This is a genomic window from uncultured Polaribacter sp. (genome assembly GCF_947500975.1).
Lineage (GTDB): Bacteria > Bacteroidota > Bacteroidia > Flavobacteriales > Flavobacteriaceae > Polaribacter.
In genome coordinates this window covers 43,252-59,811 of sequence record NZ_CANMUE010000001.1, presented here as the reverse complement: position 1 = coordinate 59,811, position 16,560 = coordinate 43,252, and the positions used below count along the sequence as shown (strand labels likewise).

Genomic DNA, 16,560 nt, shown 5'->3' with positions numbered 1-16,560 from the left:
AAATGAAAAAATAAAAAGTTTTCATCAATTTAAATAAAACGAAATCTTTTTGTTTTAAATTGTACTACAATACTTTTATTAAAATATATGAGTAAATATTTTTTTCTAAAGATATTTTTTGAATTAGAATCAAATTTTAAAACCCAAATATCACTTTCAACATTATTATCGTTTAGTTGAAAATTATTTTTTATTTCATGTTTATGTAATCCAATCAAATTTTTAAAATCAGAGTGATTAATTGTTCTAATATTCTGTTTATGGTTCTGAATATTTATAAGTTTTTCAGCAACAGAATTATCACTTTTTATTTTAGAGGATATATTAAAAATGTCGTTATTAGAAATATTATCATCTAATAAAGGTATTTTAATGTCTTCTTCATCTTTAGCAATATTGTTTCCTTTTTTTATTATTTCAGCGGCAAGGTCTAAATAGTTTTTTGCGCCAATACTATCAATATCGTGCTCTATAATACTCTTTCCATATCCTGGAGCTTGCGTTATTTTTGAATTTCTATAGATTTTTGTTGTAAAAACAAAGTCTTTAAAATTAGTTTCCATATAATTTACCACTTGTTTTGATAACTTATTTCTATTATCAAACATGGTTAATAAAAAGCCTTCAAGCTCTATTTTGGGGTTTAAGTTTTTTTGAATATAATGAAGGGTATTTAAAAATTGATGTAATCCTTCTAAAGCATAATAACCACATTGTACCGGTATAATAACAGAATTAGAACTAGAAATTATATCTAAATTTTTAGTTTTAAAAAACGCAGCGCTATCTATAATAATATAATCATATAAACCATCAATTGATTTTAAAGCTTTTTTAAATCTTGAAGTTTTATTGTATTCTTTAAAAAAATCTAAGTCTTCAAAATAGGGTAATAGATCTACATTTGGGCTATTAGTTTTAATAAAATTATTTTTTATGACCGTAGAAAAATCCATAAACTGTAAAGAAGGATTGTTTAATTTTACGGCATCAAATCCAAAAGAAATAGATGCATTTGCTTGTGGATCAGTGTCAATAACTAATACTTTTTTTTCTAAAATACCTAATCCAGCAGCTAAGTTTACACACGTTGTAGTTTTACCAACACCACCTTTTTGATTACAAATAGAAATTACCTTACTCATTGATTTTGAAAGCTTGTTTTTTTAGGTTATTAATATTAGGGAGTATTCAACAAATATAATCATTAAAGAAAAGAAATAACTTCTATTTTATAAAAACAGTCATTAATTTATTGTAAATTTGTACGCAATTATACTTTAATTGCACATGACAGCACACGAAAATAAAATTTTAGGAGAAGGTTTAACTTATGATGATGTACTTTTAGTACCAGCCTATTCTGAAGTACTTCCAAGAGAAGTAAGTATCCAAACAAAATTTACAAAAAATATTACAATTAACGTTCCAATAGTCTCTGCTGCTATGGATACAGTAACTGAATCTGCTTTGGCAATTGCTATGGCTAGAGAAGGTGGAATTGGTGTTTTACATAAAAATATGACAATTGAGCAACAAGCTCAAGAAGTAAGAAGAGTAAAACGTGCTGAAAGTGGTATGATTTTAGATCCAGTAACTTTACCTCTAACAGCTGTTGTTTTAGATGCAAAACAGCATATGAAAGAGTATAGTATTGGAGGAATTCCTATTGTTGATGAAGAAGGGATTTTAAAAGGTATTGTAACCAATAGAGATTTACGTTTTGAACACAATAATAGTAGACCCATTGTAGAAGTAATGACAAGTGAAAACTTAATTACAGCATCAGTTGGTACCTCTTTAAAAGATGCGGAAAAAATTCTTCAGAATCATAAAATAGAAAAACTTTTAATTGTTGATGAAAATTATAAATTAAAAGGATTAATTACATTTAGAGACATCACTAAAGTAACGCAAAAACCAATTGCTAATAAAGATTCTTTTGGACGTTTAAGAGTTGCAGCTGCGTTAGGCGTTACTCCAGATGCTGTAGATAGGGCAAAAGCTTTAGTAGATGCAGGAGTAGATGCAGTAATTATTGATACAGCTCATGGTCATACTGCTGGCGTTGTAAAAGTATTAAAAAGTGTAAAAAATAAATTTCCACAATTAGATGTTGTTGTTGGAAACATAGCAACACCAGAAGCAGCAAGATTTTTAGTTGAAGCTGGTGCTGATGCTATTAAAGTTGGAATTGGTCCAGGATCAATTTGTACTACAAGAGTTGTAGCTGGTGTTGGTTTTCCACAATTTTCTGCAGTCTTAGAGGTAGCAGAAGCTATAAAAGATAGTGGTGTTCCTGTAATTGCTGATGGAGGAATACGTTATACTGGTGATATTCCTAAGGCAATTGCTGCTGGGGCAGATACTGTAATGTTAGGTTCTTTATTAGCTGGCACAAAAGAAAGTCCTGGTGAAACTATTATTTACGAAGGAAGAAAATTTAAATCTTATAGAGGAATGGGGTCTGTGGAAGCGATGAAACAAGGCTCAAAAGATAGATACTTTCAGGATGTAGAAGATGATATTAAAAAATTAGTTCCTGAAGGAATAGTGGGTCGTGTACCTTACAAAGGTGAATTATTTGAAAGTATTCATCAATTTATTGGAGGTTTACGTGCTGGAATGGGATATTGTGGAGCTAAAGATATTGCAACTTTAAAAGAGTCTGGTAAATTTATAAGAATTACCGCAAGCGGAATAAATGAAAGCCACCCTCATGATGTAGCAATAACTAAAGAGGCACCAAATTATAGTAGAAGGTAAGTTTTTAAATATAAAAAACATAATTTTTTAAATGGATAATCAAGAGTTTATTAATTTTAAAAAAACAAGAGATTTAGGCTCTATACTTTCTGATACTTTCAAATTTATTAGTACTGAATTTAAACCTTTTTTTGTCACTATTTTTAAGGCGTCTATTATTCCTGTTTTAATTGCTATTTGTGCTGTAATTTATTATTTAATGACTTCAACTTCATTTTTTGGAAGTTTATCTCTAATAGATGATAGTGATACTTTTTATGATTTTAATTTTTCTCAAATAGTAATACCACTTTTAATATTTATTGTGTCATATGTTGTTGCTTATGCAGCTGTAACTGTTGCTTCTTTGTCTTATATTAAATCATACATAGAAAATAAAGGGCAAGTAAACTATACAGAAATACAACAATCAACAAAAGAAAAACTTTTGCCTTATGTTGGGCTGTTTTTTTTAATTAGTATTATCATTTTTTTTGGAATACTTTTTTGTTTTATTCCTGGTATATATTTAGCTGTGGTTTTATCTTTATCAATATGTTTACTTATATTTCAAGACAAAGGTGTTTTTGATGCAATTAATGATTCATTTAGTTTTATTAAAAATCATTGGTGGGAAACTTTTGGAATCTTATTAACAATTCAAATACTTATTGGTATTATTTCTTTTCTTATTAGTTTACCAGCAAGCATATATCAAGGTTTAGATATTAGTTCAGCTTTACAAAATCCAAACTCAACTGAAATATTAAATTCTTTTTCAGATCCTATATATCTTTTATTAATTGCTTTTTCTCATATTATAGAGTTTATTTTATACATAATTTCTACAGTAGCAATTGTATTTGTTTATTATGATATTAAAGAACAGAAAAATCCATCATCACACATAATTGATGAAATAGGTAGAGATTAGTAAATTATTATATTAATGATTAGTAAAACTAATTAAAACAATTGATGTACTAAACAATGCTGAATTAACTCTTTAGTAGAGTTGAAATTTAATTTACTTAAAATGTTTTTTCTATGAACATTTACGGTATGCGTACTAATAAAAAGTTTTTCTGCAATTTCTATACTAGTATTGTTTAATGCTAATAAGCGTATTACATCTTTTTCTCTATTTGTAATATTTGAAGTTAATAATTTTTGAGAATAATTTTTATAATAAATTGTCTCATATTCATTATTAGCATTTAGCTTTTTTACAGTACCAATAATTGGTCTAAATTCTCCTTTACCAACAATACTTTGATGAGCAATACCTATTATAGGTTTTCCAATTTCATCAAAATAAGTAGGTGTTTGATGTTCATATACATTAAAAAATTCTCCATTTGAATTTTTAATTCTAAAATTCCAACTATAACTCAATTTATCTCTTTCATTTACAGAGATTTCTGTCATAGTAAAAATCATTAAATCTTCTAAAAGACGCATCCAAACAGGTAAATCATCAGGATGAAAATGAGAAAACCAATATGGAGCACCAATTGTACTCATTTTTTCTCTATCTAAACCTAAAGCAAACTCAAAGTTTTTACTTATAAATGGGTATTTTTGTGTTGTTGTATTTGTTACAATAAAAAAAGATTGCATTGGAGGTAAATATTCATCCAATTCTCTTAGTTTTTGAATATGTGTTTCTATTACTGTTTCTTTATATTCTTTATGTGTATCAAATATTTCTTCAAATAAATCAAGTGTGTTTTTATGCATCAATAAAAGGGAATCAAGTTTATTATACTAAAATAGAAAGTTAAAACTTCAATCACAAATTAACTAGAAAAAAGTTATTCAACTTCTTTAATTGCATCGATAATTATTGAACAACCTAAAATAAGCTCTTCATCAGAAATTGTTAAAGGAGGTGTAATTCTGATTGCCCTTGCCTCAAAAAGCAAGAAAAATAGAATCAAACCTTTATCTAAACATTTATATATAATTTTAGCAGCTAATTCTGGGGTTTCAACAATTGCGGTTAACATTAACCCTTTTCCTCTAATTTCTTTTATTGATGAATGTTGTAAATGTTTTTTGATAATTTGTTCTTTACGTAAAGCTTCTGAAATTAAGTTGGTATTAAAGATTTCTTTTACTGTTGCGTTTGCAGCTGCGGCAATAATAGGATGCCCTGCAAAAGTAGAAATATGACCCAATTTAGGATTGTCTTTTAGTAGATTCATATGTTTATGGGAAGCTATAAAAGCACCAATTGGCATTCCGCCACCTAAACCTTTACCTGTAATAATTATATCAGGAATTACATTATAATTTTCAAATCCCCAAAAAGTACCAGTTCTGCCAATTCCAGTTTGAATTTCATCTAAAATTAATAATGCTCCAACCTCTAAACAACGTTCTTTAACTTTAGATAAATAATCATTTATAGGCTCAATAAAACCTGCACCACCTTGTATGGTTTCTAAAATTACAGCAGCAGTTTTTATAGTAATTTTATTGATATCAACCTCATTATTAAATTCGATAAATTTAATTCCAGGTATTAAAGGTCTAAAAGCAGCATTTTTTTTTTCTACACCAGAAACACTCATTGCACCTTGAGTATTTCCATGATAAGAGTTTTTTGCTGTTATAATTTCTGATCTATTTGTAATTCTTTTAGCTAATTTTAAAGCACCTTCTGTAGCTTCTGTTCCGGAGTTTGTTATATAGACTGATGATAAATTTTCTGGTAAAGTAGACGCTAAGAGTTTACATAGATCTACTTGTGGTTTCTGAATAAATTCACCATAGACCATAACATGAGAATATGTATCCACTTGATTTTTAATGGCTTTAGAAACTTTTGGGTGATTATGTCCCAAACTATTTGCAGATACTCCTGCTACAAAATCTAAGTGTTTTTTACCATCAATATCATAAATATAGCTACCTTTTGCATGAGAAATTTCTATAGCAAGTGGGTGAGGAGTGGTTTGGGCTTGATATTTAAAAAAGTCAGGTTTCAATATAACAAGAATATTATTTTATTGCTTTTTTAGTGAGGGTTTTCTTGGTTTCTTTTTGGGTAGTTTGTGTTCTAAAATCGCGTTAGCCTTTTTTGAACTTCCTTTTTTTATTGGTATTTTCTTTTTACTAGAATCTTTTATAAAAATGTCTTCCATTTTTTTAGGCTGCTCACTTTCCCGCCAAATAAAACCATTTAAAATTTTAACATCTTCTGGTAATTTAGATAACGGATAAGTTTTTCCGTCAGAAGCTTTTAAATACTTTATTGTTTGTATAACTCCTGTATCTAAAGTAAACTCAATATTACTAGAAATTTCTTTTGTGATGGTTTCTAAAACCTTTGTATCTTCATTTCTGTTAAAATAAACAGATTCTGCATTTCCTTTTACCAATAAAGTTCTTAGTTTGTTTTCTTCAAATTTACCAAACATATCTCGTCCTTTTATTTGGTTGAAATCTTGTTCTGATAAAGAATCTTTTGATACAATAAATGCATTATTAAACACTTTTAAAGAGTCTAGTTTTTCTGTATCAACATTTGATTTTAAATAAATACTATCACCCGTAATTTGATTTTTATCAGACCAAATAACCGGATCTCTATACATTTTAGTCAAGCCAGTTTGTTGGTTTGTATGAATAGAATCGCATTTTCCTTGTAAATCCGATTTAAATATTTTTACGTTATGATAAGTTCTAATCACTCTTTTTTCTGGTTTACCTGTAACCAACAAAGTATCTCCATGAATAAACATAGAGTCTTTATCTATTATTGAAATGGCAACTGCTTTTTTTATAATATAAAGAGAATCTTTTTTTTCAAAAATTTCTGCGTAATTACCTTTAGTTATAAAATTTTGAACCGTATCAATTACCTGAATATTATTGGTTGCAGAAGCAAAACCTTTCTTTTTATCATAATATAAACTATCTCCTTCAACAGTTCTTTCTTTAAGAAATAACTTTGCGTTTTTTACAAAATGAGAAATGTCTGTTTTTGTGTTATAAAATCCTTTTTCGCAATAAATTTTATTTTTATTTTGAGTATTTGTTATGGTTGATGGTCCATACAAATATGTGTAACCAGAATTTGTATAATAATCTAAATGATTAGACTCTAAATTATGCTCAGGATTTACAACTGTAACTCTTGTTGTTGCTGTAAATTTTTTGTTTTCTAAATAATAATTTCCGTTTTTACTTTTTAGTGTGTTTGTTTTATCTTTTATTGTTGCATAACTTTGATAATAAAGTTTCTGGTTGATTCTGTCAAACTGTAAAGTATCAGTAGTTAACTTCATTGTAGGGTCTGTTAAAACTACATTTCCCCAAGAAAGTGCTTGTTTTACATTGGCATCATAATCAGTATAATCACTTGTTTGTGTAATAGTATCTCCTTGTTTTATTAAAACATTACCAATTGCTTTAAAGAAGTTTTGTTTTTTATAATATAATGCTTGTTGACAAGTTAGTACAATGCCTTCATGAATCATTTTAACTTTACCCAAAAGAACTGTTGCTCCAGGATATAATTCTTCATCAGCTTCTTGTATTTCTGCTTTGTATTCAATTTTTCTAATTTCTTGAGAAAAAGCTAAAGAAGTAAAAATGAATAGAAATAAAAAAAATATTCTTTTCAATAGATTTGTTTTGATGTAAAAATAGTGAAAAGAATATCTCAAAGTTCTTAATATTAAGATAAAACTATCTGTTAATTGTTTGTTTTCTATCTGGCCCAACAGAAACAATTTTTACAGGAACTCCTGTTTCTTTTTCTATAAAAGATACATAGTCTAGTAAATTTTGTGGCAATTGATCTGCAGACGTCATTTTTGTTAAATCTTCGTCCCATCCTTTAAATTCAGAATAGTTTACAGAAACGTTTTCGGGTTCAATATTATAAGGTAAATGAGTAATTTCTTCACCTTTATAATTGTAAGAAGTACAAACTTTTAAAGTATCAAAACCTGATAAAACATCACCTTTCATCATCATTAATTGTGTAACACCGTTTACATCTACAGCATATTTTAATGCTACTAAATCTAACCAACCACATCTTCTTGGTCTACCAGTTGTTGCTCCAAATTCATGACCAACACTTGCCATTGTTTCTCCATCCTTATCAAATAATTCAGTAGGAAATGGCCCTGAACCAACCCTTGTTGTATATGCTTTAAAAATTCCAAAAACATCTCCAATTCTATTTGGAGCAACACCTAAACCTGTACAAGCACCTGCAGCTGTTGTGTTTGAAGATGTTACAAAAGGATACGTACCAAAGTCAATATCTAATAAAGAACCTTGTGCGCCTTCTGCTAAAATTGTTTTTTTATCCTTTATAGCTTGATTCAAAAATTCTTCACTATCAATAAATTGTAGTGTTTTTAATTTATCAATACCTTTTTTAAATTCAGACTCTAATTCTTGTAAATCATATTCAATTTGAACATCAAAAAATTCTAACATTCTTAAATGCTTTTCTGTTAAAGCGTCGTATTTTTCTTTCCAATTTTCTAACTCTAAATCTCCAACTCTCATTCCGTTTCTACCAGTTTTGTCCATATAAGTTGGACCAATACCTTTTAATGTAGAACCAATTTTAGCTTTTCCTTTAGAAGTTTCAGAAGCTGCGTCTAACAATCTGTGTGTTGGTAAAATTAAATGTGCTTTTCTAGAAATTAATAATTTTGATGTATAATCAATATTATGCTTGTCTAAGTTTTCTAACTCTTTTTTAAAGATAACAGGATCGATTACTACACCATTTCCCACAACATTTAAAGCTGTTTTGTGAAATATTCCAGAAGGTATTGTGTGTAAAACGTGTTTATATCCATCAAAAATTAAAGTATGACCAGCATTTGGTCCTCCTTGAAAACGAGCAATAATATCATAATTAGACGTTAAAACGTCTACAATTTTACCTTTCCCTTCATCTCCCCATTGTAATCCTAGTAATAAATCTACAGCCATTATTTTGTTAATTAGTTGTTTGTTGTATTGTTGTTTGTTAAGATTTCTTCTTTTTTGTTCCGTAAAAATAAAGTGAATGATTATGAATATCTATATCAAAAATATCTTCGATTGTTTTTTTGATAATTTGAATTCTTGGATCGCAAAATTCTTTAACTTCTCCAGAATCTGTAAAAATTACATGATCGTGATTTTTATCAAAATAACTTTTTTCATAACGCGCCATTGATTGTCCATCAAATTGATGTTTTCTAACCAAATTGCAGTCTAACAATAAATCTATGGTATTGTATAAAGTTGCTCTACTAACTCTATAATTTTTATTTTTCATTTTAATATATAAAGATTCTATATCAAAATGTTCTTTTGCATCGTATATTTCCTGAAGTATAGCATATCTTTCAGGGGTTTTTCTATGCTTTTTTTCTTCTAAGTATGAGGTGAAAACTGTTTTAACTACTTCTTGATTGTCAAGAGAATTACTCATAATATATTTTTATTTACAAGAACAAATTTAGTGTTATTTCCTAATAAAAAAAGAACTTTTTTAAGAATGATATTTACAAACTATTAACACGTTCAACTTTTTTAACACCTTCAATTTTTTTGAAGCTTTTTAATAATTTATTTAGTTGTGTACTATTTTTAACACTAACGGCAATTTTACCATCAAAAATACCTTCATCTGCTGCAATATTAATACTATGTATAATTACGCCAATATTATTTGAAATTATTCTTGTAACATTATTTATAATTCCTGCATTATCAACTCCGCTAATCTTAATTATTACTTTAAAATCTTGCTTGGTAGAATCAATCCATTTTGCTTTCATAATTCTGTAAGCATAATTTGATTGTAGTGAAATTGCATTAGGGCAATTTTTTTTATGCAATTTTATTCCTTCATTAATTGTTAAAAAACCAAAAACTTTATCGCCCGGAATTGGATTACAACATTTTGCGTGCTTATAGTTAAGTTTTTCTTCTTCTTTACCAAACACTAAAGAGTCATATTTACTATTAACTTCTTCAATTTCTGATGGTTCTTTTACTGATGGATTTCTTCTTAATTTTGTTTTAAAGAAATTTAAAAAAGTACTGTTTTTTTGTGCTACAAAGGCTTTTAGCTGAGTATTATCTATAGCTCCATTACCGATTCTAAAAAATAAATCAAAACTGGTTCTTAGTTTAAAAAAAACAACCAATTCGTTTACTACTTTATCATTAAAAGTAATTTTTAGGTGACGTAGTTTTCTTAATAATATTGCTTTTCCTTCTTCAGCAATTTGCTTTTCTTCATCTTTTAAAGCGGCTCTAATTTTAGTTTTTGCTCTTGCTGTAATTACAAAATCTAACCATCTTATATTTGGTTTATTATTAGCAGTTGTAATTACTTCTATTTGATCTCCACTTTTTAAGGTATAACTTAATGGAACTAATTTACCATTTACTTTTGCGCCTCTACATTTAAGCCCTACATCTGTATGAATTGAAAAAGCAAAATCTAATGCTGATGCATCTTTAGGTAGCGATTTTAATTCTCCTTTTGGTGTAAAAACGTAAATTTCTTTCGCATATAAATTTAGTTTAAAATCTTCAACAAAATCAACGGCATTTATATTTTGATTTTCTAATGTTTCTTTTAATTTATTAAGCCAACCTTCTAAACCACTTTCTTTTTCATCACCTTGTTTGTATTTAAAATGAGCTGCATAACCTTTTTCTGCAATTTCATTCATTCTATTAGAACGAATTTGAACTTCAACCCATTGTGCATCCGGCCCAACAACTGTTATGTGTAAGGCTTCGTAACCTGTAGATTTTGGTTGAGAAATCCAATCTCTTAAACGTGCAGGATTTGGTTTAAAAAAATCTGTAACTATTGAATAAATTTTCCAAGCTTCAAACTTTTCGTCTTTAGTTGATGGGTTAAAAATAATTCTAATTGCAAATTTATCATAGACTTCTTCAAAAGTTACTTTTTGATTCCGCATTTTTCTTCGGATAGAATAAATAGATTTAAATCTACCTTTAATCTCATAAGAAAAATTTTCTTTATCTAATCCGTTTTTCAAAGTATCAGAAAACCTTTCTAAATAGTTTTGCTGTTCTTCTTTACTTTCTTTTATTTTGGCAACAATACTTTTATATACCTCTGGTTCTGTATATTTTAAACCTAAATCTTCTAATTCGGTTTTAATATTATATAAACCTAGTCTATGGGCTAGTGGCGCATAAATGTATAAAGTTTCTGATGCAATTTTAACTTGTTTATGTGCAGGCATTGCATCCATAGTTTGCATATTATGCAACCTGTCTGCAATTTTAATCAGTATAACCCTTACATCATCATGTAAGGTTAAGAGCATTTTTCTAAAATTCTCTGCTTGAATTGATGCATCCTGTTCTTTGTTAAGACGAGAAATCTTAGTTAATCCATTTACAATTCTGGCAATTGTTTCTCCAAACAATTGTTCCATATCATCAATGGTATATTCTGTATCTTCTACTACATCATGTAACAGTGCAGCAGCAATAGATGTAGCGCCTAAACCAATTTCATTTGCTACAATTTTTGCTACAGCAATGGGATGAAAAATATAAGGTTCGCCAGTTTTTCTGCGTTGTTTAGAATGTGCATCTACTGCAACTTCAAAAGCTTTTCTTATAAGTTCTTTGTCTTCTTTTGACAAAACTTCATAAGTGCCTTTTAGTAAATCTTTATATCGATTTGCAATTTCTTTATTTTCTTCTTCTATGGTTGCTTTATATTCCATACAATTGTGCACAAGATTTCTTTTAAATCTAAAGTGAATTTAGGAATAAGATTTTTAACAGACAAGAAATTAATATCCTAAATTTTGAATAATTGAAGTTTTGTTATTTCTCTAAATTTTCAATTCTTTCTAATAATGTTGGATGTGAATAATGCATAAAAACATATGCAGGATGTGGTGTTAAATTACTTAAACTGTTTTTTGATAGTTTTTTTAGTGAAGTAATTAAAGGTTTAGCTTCAAAAGTGTCTTTGGCATAATTATCCGCTTGATACTCAAACTTTCTAGACATATAGTTCATAAAAAGACCTGTTATTTCTGATATTGGTGAATATAAAATACCAAAAGTTATTAGTCCAATATGAAAACTTGGTACAGAGACACCTAATGCTTCAGAGAATATTGATGAATTTATAAATAACGATAAAATAAAAAGTGTTAACCCAGTAAGTAGGATAGAGGTTATTAAATTAAATACTATATGTTTTCTTCTGTAATGGCCAACTTCATGTGCCAAAACTGCAACAATTTCTTCAGTTTCTAAATCTTTTATTAAAGTATCAAAAAGTGTAATTCTTTTTTGAGAACCAAAGCCAGAAAAATATGCGTTTGCTTTTGTAGAACGTTTAGAACCATCGATTACAAAAATATTTTTTAGTGTAAAACCTACATTATTTGCATACTTTTCAATAGCAAATTTTAACTCTCTATCTTCTAAAGCTGTTTGTTTGTTAAATAATGGAACAATTAATTTTGCGTAAAACATGTTTATAAATAAAGAGAAAACCGCAACTAAAACCCAAGAGTATATCCAAAAATTAGTTCCTATAAGTTTATAAAACCAAATTATTAATGATAAAATTCCTCCACCGATAACAATACTCATTAGCCAACCTTTTAATTTATCTAACCAAAATGTTTTTTTTGAAGATTTATTAAAACCGAATTTTTCTTCAATTACAAATGTTTTATAATATGAAAATGGTGTTGTTAAAATATCTGACCCAAACATAATTACTCCAAAGAAAATTAACGCTACTAATATTGGATTATCAGTGTAACTTCTTGCAAAATCATCAACATATTTAAAACCCTCTATAAAAAAGAAAATTAAAGTTAATACAAATGAAAAAGAGGATGTTAAGTTTGAAAAACGTGAATTTGTCTTTTTATAATTTTGAGATTTTTTATATTCTTCATCATCATAAACATCAGCTAATTTATCTGGAATTTTATCATCAAAGTGTTGTGTGTTTAATATGTCTAAAATTTTATTAATAATAAAACTGATAGTTAAAATAAAAATTAATAGATAGAATAAATTTGTTGAAGTCATTATTGTTATCAGTTTTTTAGCTGTTACTTGGTTTAAACTTTATATTTTTTTATATAAATAGGAGAGAGGCATTAATTTTTCCAATAATAATCAAAACAGATAGTGCAAATAGAATGACTGAAGTTTTCTGGTGTTTCTTTAACCCATTCTGGCACCCAATCCCAAATATCAGGTTCATTTACACGCTGAGTACATCTACAGTTACTACATTGTGTAACAAATCCATCAGAATTTACATAACGTTGATCTACTACTTTTATAGCTTTACGACCAATGATTTTCATTGATGAATTGATTGTTAATGTATTAATTATTATAAGTCCATTTCCGCCTTTTATTGGGTAAGTATTTTGATTAAATTTTCTGAATTCATCTTTACTTGAGCATTCATATTCATTTCTCCATGGTTTTCCAGTTTTCAAAACTTTTAGATAATTTTCAGTATAAAACTTTTTGATACTTTCTCCTGAAAAAGTATTTGCAATATGCTTTCCTATAGGAAGTTCTTTTAAAAACTGTATACTAGCACCATTTTCTTTTGCAAAATTAACCCAGGCAGGGTTTACATAAATCAAATCTAATTCTTCTGAAAGACAGTAAATAGAGTTTTTACTTTCTTCTAACGTTTTAAAACTAATTCTATTTAGTTTGGAAGAAAAATCATCTATATATCTTTTCATAATTATGATTTATACTTAAATTTAATCTTATTCAAAAAAGTTTCATTTATTTATGCATTTCTCTTGCAAACATTGCAGCACCAATAATACCTGCATTATTTCTAAATTTAGCAACTTTTACTTTTACATCTGTAGTTAAATATTCTTTAAATTCGTCAAATTTTTTACTAATACCCCCTCCTAAAATTATCAAACTAGGAGAAAATACAATTTTTGTGTATTGTAAAAGTTCATCAAAACGTAAAGCCCATTGTTTTAATGTTAATTCTTCTTTTTTTCTGATAGAATTGGCGGTATAAAATTCAATAATTTTTCCATTTGAGTGTAACATCTTCCCTAATTCTAAATTTGGTATTAATTTGCCATTATAAAATAACCCAGATCCAATACCAGTACCGATTGTAATTACAATAGTTACACCTTTTTTGCCTTTGCCTGCACCTAGATTTACTTCAGCAACACCAGCTAAATCAGCATCGTTACTAACATAAAATGGTAATTTACACTCTTTTTTAAATAGTTTATCAACTTTTACATTTAACCATTTATCACTTAAATTACCTGTGTGTATACATGTGCCATCTACAATTGTGGTAGGAAAACTACAACCAATTGCTTTTTCCCAATTAAAATAATCTACCATTTCTTTTACAACTTTTGCTACAGATTCAGGTGTTGCTGGTTTAGGTGTTGTAATTCTGTGTCTTTCAGTTAATAATTCACCATTTTTAGTATCTACAACTGCTGCTTTTATACCAGAGCCGCCAATATCTATTCCTAATACTTTCATGTAATGTTACTTAAATTTTAAACCCTCTTTGCCTTTTAACTTCAAATATTACTATAGCTGCTGCAACAGAAACATTCATAGAATCAATTTTTCCTTGCATAGGAATGTGTATATTTTGAGTAGCCGCATCTCGCCAAGCTTTAGTTAAACCAGAAGCTTCTGTACCAACTACAATAGCGGAAGGATTTAGATAATTTTCTTTGTAATATTCATTTGAATTTTGCAATGTTGTTGCAAAAATATTAACCCCTTTTTCTTTAAAAAAATCTATCATTTCTTCAGAAGAACCCACGGCTATTTTATTAGTAAAAATACACCCTACACTAGAACGTATTATGTTTGGATTGTACAAATCTGATTTAGGGTTTGCAATAAAAACAGCATCAATATTTGCTGCATCTGCAGTTCTTAATAGAGCACCAATATTACCGGGTTTTTCTAAACTTTCCGCAACTAAAATTAATGGATTTTTATTTTTAAATTTAATATTTTTTAAAGATAAATCTTTTGTTTTTGCAATGGCTATAACTCCTTCTGTTGAATCTCTATAAGCAATTTTTTGATAAACATCTTTAGAAATTTTTATAATTTCAATATCGTTAGAAATATAAAAAGAAAGTTCTTTTTTAGTTAAAAAATTACCAACAAATAAAATAGTATCTATTATGTAATCAGATGTTATAGATAAATTTATCTCACGCTTTCCTTCAATCAAAAAAAGACCTTGTTTTTTTCGTTCTCGAGATTTTTCTTGAAGTTTTAAAAGGTTTTTTATGTAAGAATTTTGTGTACTTGTTATTTCTTTCATTAACACAAATATACCTAATTATAGGTATTGTATAAACTCTCTTTTTAATGAATATTTGTAATAAAATAATTTTATTTACTTAATTTATTATTTATTAATTGTAATTTATAAAAAAGACTCACAATAGTGAGCCTTTTAACTTATTAAAAATTTATTTAGTTTTATACTTGTTAGAATAACGTTTCCAAAGTTTTGTTTGATGGCTTTCTAAACTAATTTCTCTTCCTTGAATAAAAGCCTTACTTAAAATATTTGTTCTCATATCTAAAGCATCTCCTTCTGAAATAAATAGTGTTGCATCTTTACCAACTTCAAGCGTTCCAACAAAATCATCAATACCTAAAATTTTAGCTGTGTTTGAGGTAAGTAACTGTAAAGCAACTTCTTTGTCTAAACCATGTGCAGCAAATGTACCTGCGTAAAAAGGTAAATTTCTTGTATTCATACGCTCCATTTGCCCTTCCATACCTAAACTTACTAAAACACCTTTATCAATTAAAGTTTTAGCAATTGTATAAGTGTAATCGTAAGCATCATCTTCATTATTAGGATTTCTGTGAGGTCTATCTAAAACAACAGGAACATTATTTTTAACTAATAAATCAGAAACTTTTTCTGCACCTTCACCATGAACAATAACAATATTATTAATACCTAACTCTTTACAGATTGTAATGGCATCTGTAATTTCTCTTTGCCCGCTAGCATGAATAAATAACTTTTTAATTCCATTGAACAAGTCTTTTGTAGCTTGATAAGGTAAGTGTGTTTTTGACGAATTACTAGTTAAATAGTTCTTAGCATTCAAAAAATAAGATTTGATCTTATTTATGTTTTTAATGTAATTTTTGTTAACCTTTAGTGCTGGATCTTCTCCCAACCACCATCTTCCACTTGTAAAACTTCCAGGCCAATTCATATGAATAGCATCATCTACTTTTATTGCTGCATCTTCCCAGTTCCAAGCGTCTAATTGCATCACAGAAGAAGTCCCAGAAATTGTACCACCTCTTGGCGTTATTTGTGCCATTAAAACACCATTTGGCCTCATAGATTCTATAATTTTACTTTCTGCATTATAGGCTATTAAGCTTCTAATATGTGGGTTCATAGAACCAATTTCTTCTTGATCATCACTTGCTTTTACAGCATCAATTTCTACTAAACCCAATGAAGCATTTGCGGCAATAAACCCAGGATATACGTGTTTTCCTTTAGCATTTATTATGGTTCCTCTCCTTACAATTTTTATCATTGAGTTACCTATAAAAACAATTTTTCCATCACTAACCATAATCAATGAGTTTTCAATGATTTGCCCGTTTCCTAAGTGTGCTGTTGCTCCTTCAATAGAAAAATCTTTAGTTTGTTTATCTGCAGGAGTTTGTTGTGCTAAGCTGTTTCCAATACAAAAGAAAATCAGCAAACTATATAGTATTTTTTTCATCATT

The 16,560-nt window shown here is 28.0% G+C and carries 14 protein-coding genes; 2 read left to right on the top strand and 12 right to left on the bottom strand.

All coding sequences use genetic code 11. The features are described from left to right. Positions 1–29: 29 nt before the first annotated feature. Positions 30–1,145, bottom strand: coding sequence for a ParA family protein (locus Q0733_RS00240; RefSeq protein ID WP_298777529.1), 1,116 nt, complete (start codon positions 1,143–1,145; stop codon positions 30–32). A gap of 145 nt (positions 1,146–1,290) precedes the next feature. Here Q0733_RS00240 and guaB point away from each other — a divergent pair, with 145 nt between their 5' ends. Beyond that, entirely contained in the window at positions 1,291–2,766 is a 1,476-nt protein-coding gene (guaB, locus tag Q0733_RS00235) for an IMP dehydrogenase (protein ID WP_298777527.1), read from the top strand. A gap of 31 nt (positions 2,767–2,797) precedes the next feature. Continuing rightward, positions 2,798–3,679, top strand: a complete 882-nt coding sequence (locus Q0733_RS00230; RefSeq protein ID WP_298777525.1) for a hypothetical protein — start codon at positions 2,798–2,800, stop codon at positions 3,677–3,679. A 32-nt stretch (positions 3,680–3,711) separates the two neighbouring features. On the opposite strand, the gene Q0733_RS00225 is transcribed toward Q0733_RS00230, so the two are convergent. The 11 genes from Q0733_RS00225 to Q0733_RS00175 form a co-directional block, all read right to left on the bottom strand. Further along, complete coding sequence (locus tag Q0733_RS00225; RefSeq protein WP_298777523.1) at positions 3,712–4,485, bottom strand: LuxR C-terminal-related transcriptional regulator; 774 nt, start codon at positions 4,483–4,485, stop codon at positions 3,712–3,714. A gap of 74 nt (positions 4,486–4,559) precedes the next feature. Continuing rightward, the gene (locus Q0733_RS00220; protein WP_298777520.1) at positions 4,560–5,738 is read right to left on the bottom strand and encodes an aspartate aminotransferase family protein; all 1,179 of its coding nucleotides are present in this window, start codon (positions 5,736–5,738) and stop codon (positions 4,560–4,562) included. 18 nt (positions 5,739–5,756) lie between these two features. Then, positions 5,757–7,379 (bottom strand): OstA-like protein, encoded by a 1,623-nt coding sequence (locus Q0733_RS00215; RefSeq protein ID WP_298777518.1) that lies wholly within the window; start codon positions 7,377–7,379, stop codon positions 5,757–5,759. 64 nt (positions 7,380–7,443) lie between these two features. Then, positions 7,444–8,715, bottom strand: a complete 1,272-nt coding sequence (locus Q0733_RS00210; protein ID WP_298777516.1) for an adenylosuccinate synthase — start codon at positions 8,713–8,715, stop codon at positions 7,444–7,446. 37 nt (positions 8,716–8,752) lie between these two features. Next, positions 8,753–9,202 carry a Fur family transcriptional regulator gene (locus tag Q0733_RS00205; RefSeq protein WP_298777514.1) on the bottom strand — a complete coding sequence of 150 codons (450 nt, stop codon included), beginning with the start codon at positions 9,200–9,202 and terminating at the stop codon, positions 8,753–8,755. Positions 9,203–9,275: 73 nt separating this feature from the next. After that, positions 9,276–11,495, bottom strand: a complete 2,220-nt coding sequence (locus tag Q0733_RS00200) for a RelA/SpoT family protein (RefSeq protein WP_298777512.1) — start codon at positions 11,493–11,495, stop codon at positions 9,276–9,278. Positions 11,496–11,598: 103 nt separating this feature from the next. Continuing rightward, positions 11,599–12,831 carry a M48 family metallopeptidase gene (locus Q0733_RS00195; protein ID WP_298777510.1) on the bottom strand — a complete coding sequence of 411 codons (1,233 nt, stop codon included), beginning with the start codon at positions 12,829–12,831 and terminating at the stop codon, positions 11,599–11,601. 71 nt (positions 12,832–12,902) lie between these two features. Further along, positions 12,903–13,511 (bottom strand): hypothetical protein, encoded by a 609-nt coding sequence (locus Q0733_RS00190; RefSeq protein ID WP_298777507.1) that lies wholly within the window; start codon positions 13,509–13,511, stop codon positions 12,903–12,905. Between the two features lie 46 nt (positions 13,512–13,557). Continuing rightward, a complete protein-coding gene (gene ppgK / locus Q0733_RS00185) occupies positions 13,558–14,301 on the bottom strand; it encodes a polyphosphate--glucose phosphotransferase (RefSeq protein WP_298777504.1) in 744 nt (247 codons plus the stop codon). Between the two features lie 10 nt (positions 14,302–14,311). Then, positions 14,312–15,109, bottom strand: coding sequence for an RNA methyltransferase (locus tag Q0733_RS00180; protein ID WP_298777502.1), 798 nt, complete (start codon positions 15,107–15,109; stop codon positions 14,312–14,314). A 151-nt stretch (positions 15,110–15,260) separates the two neighbouring features. Beyond that, positions 15,261–16,556 carry an amidohydrolase family protein gene (locus tag Q0733_RS00175; RefSeq protein WP_298777500.1) on the bottom strand — a complete coding sequence of 432 codons (1,296 nt, stop codon included), beginning with the start codon at positions 16,554–16,556 and terminating at the stop codon, positions 15,261–15,263. Positions 16,557–16,560: the final 4 nt, after the last annotated feature.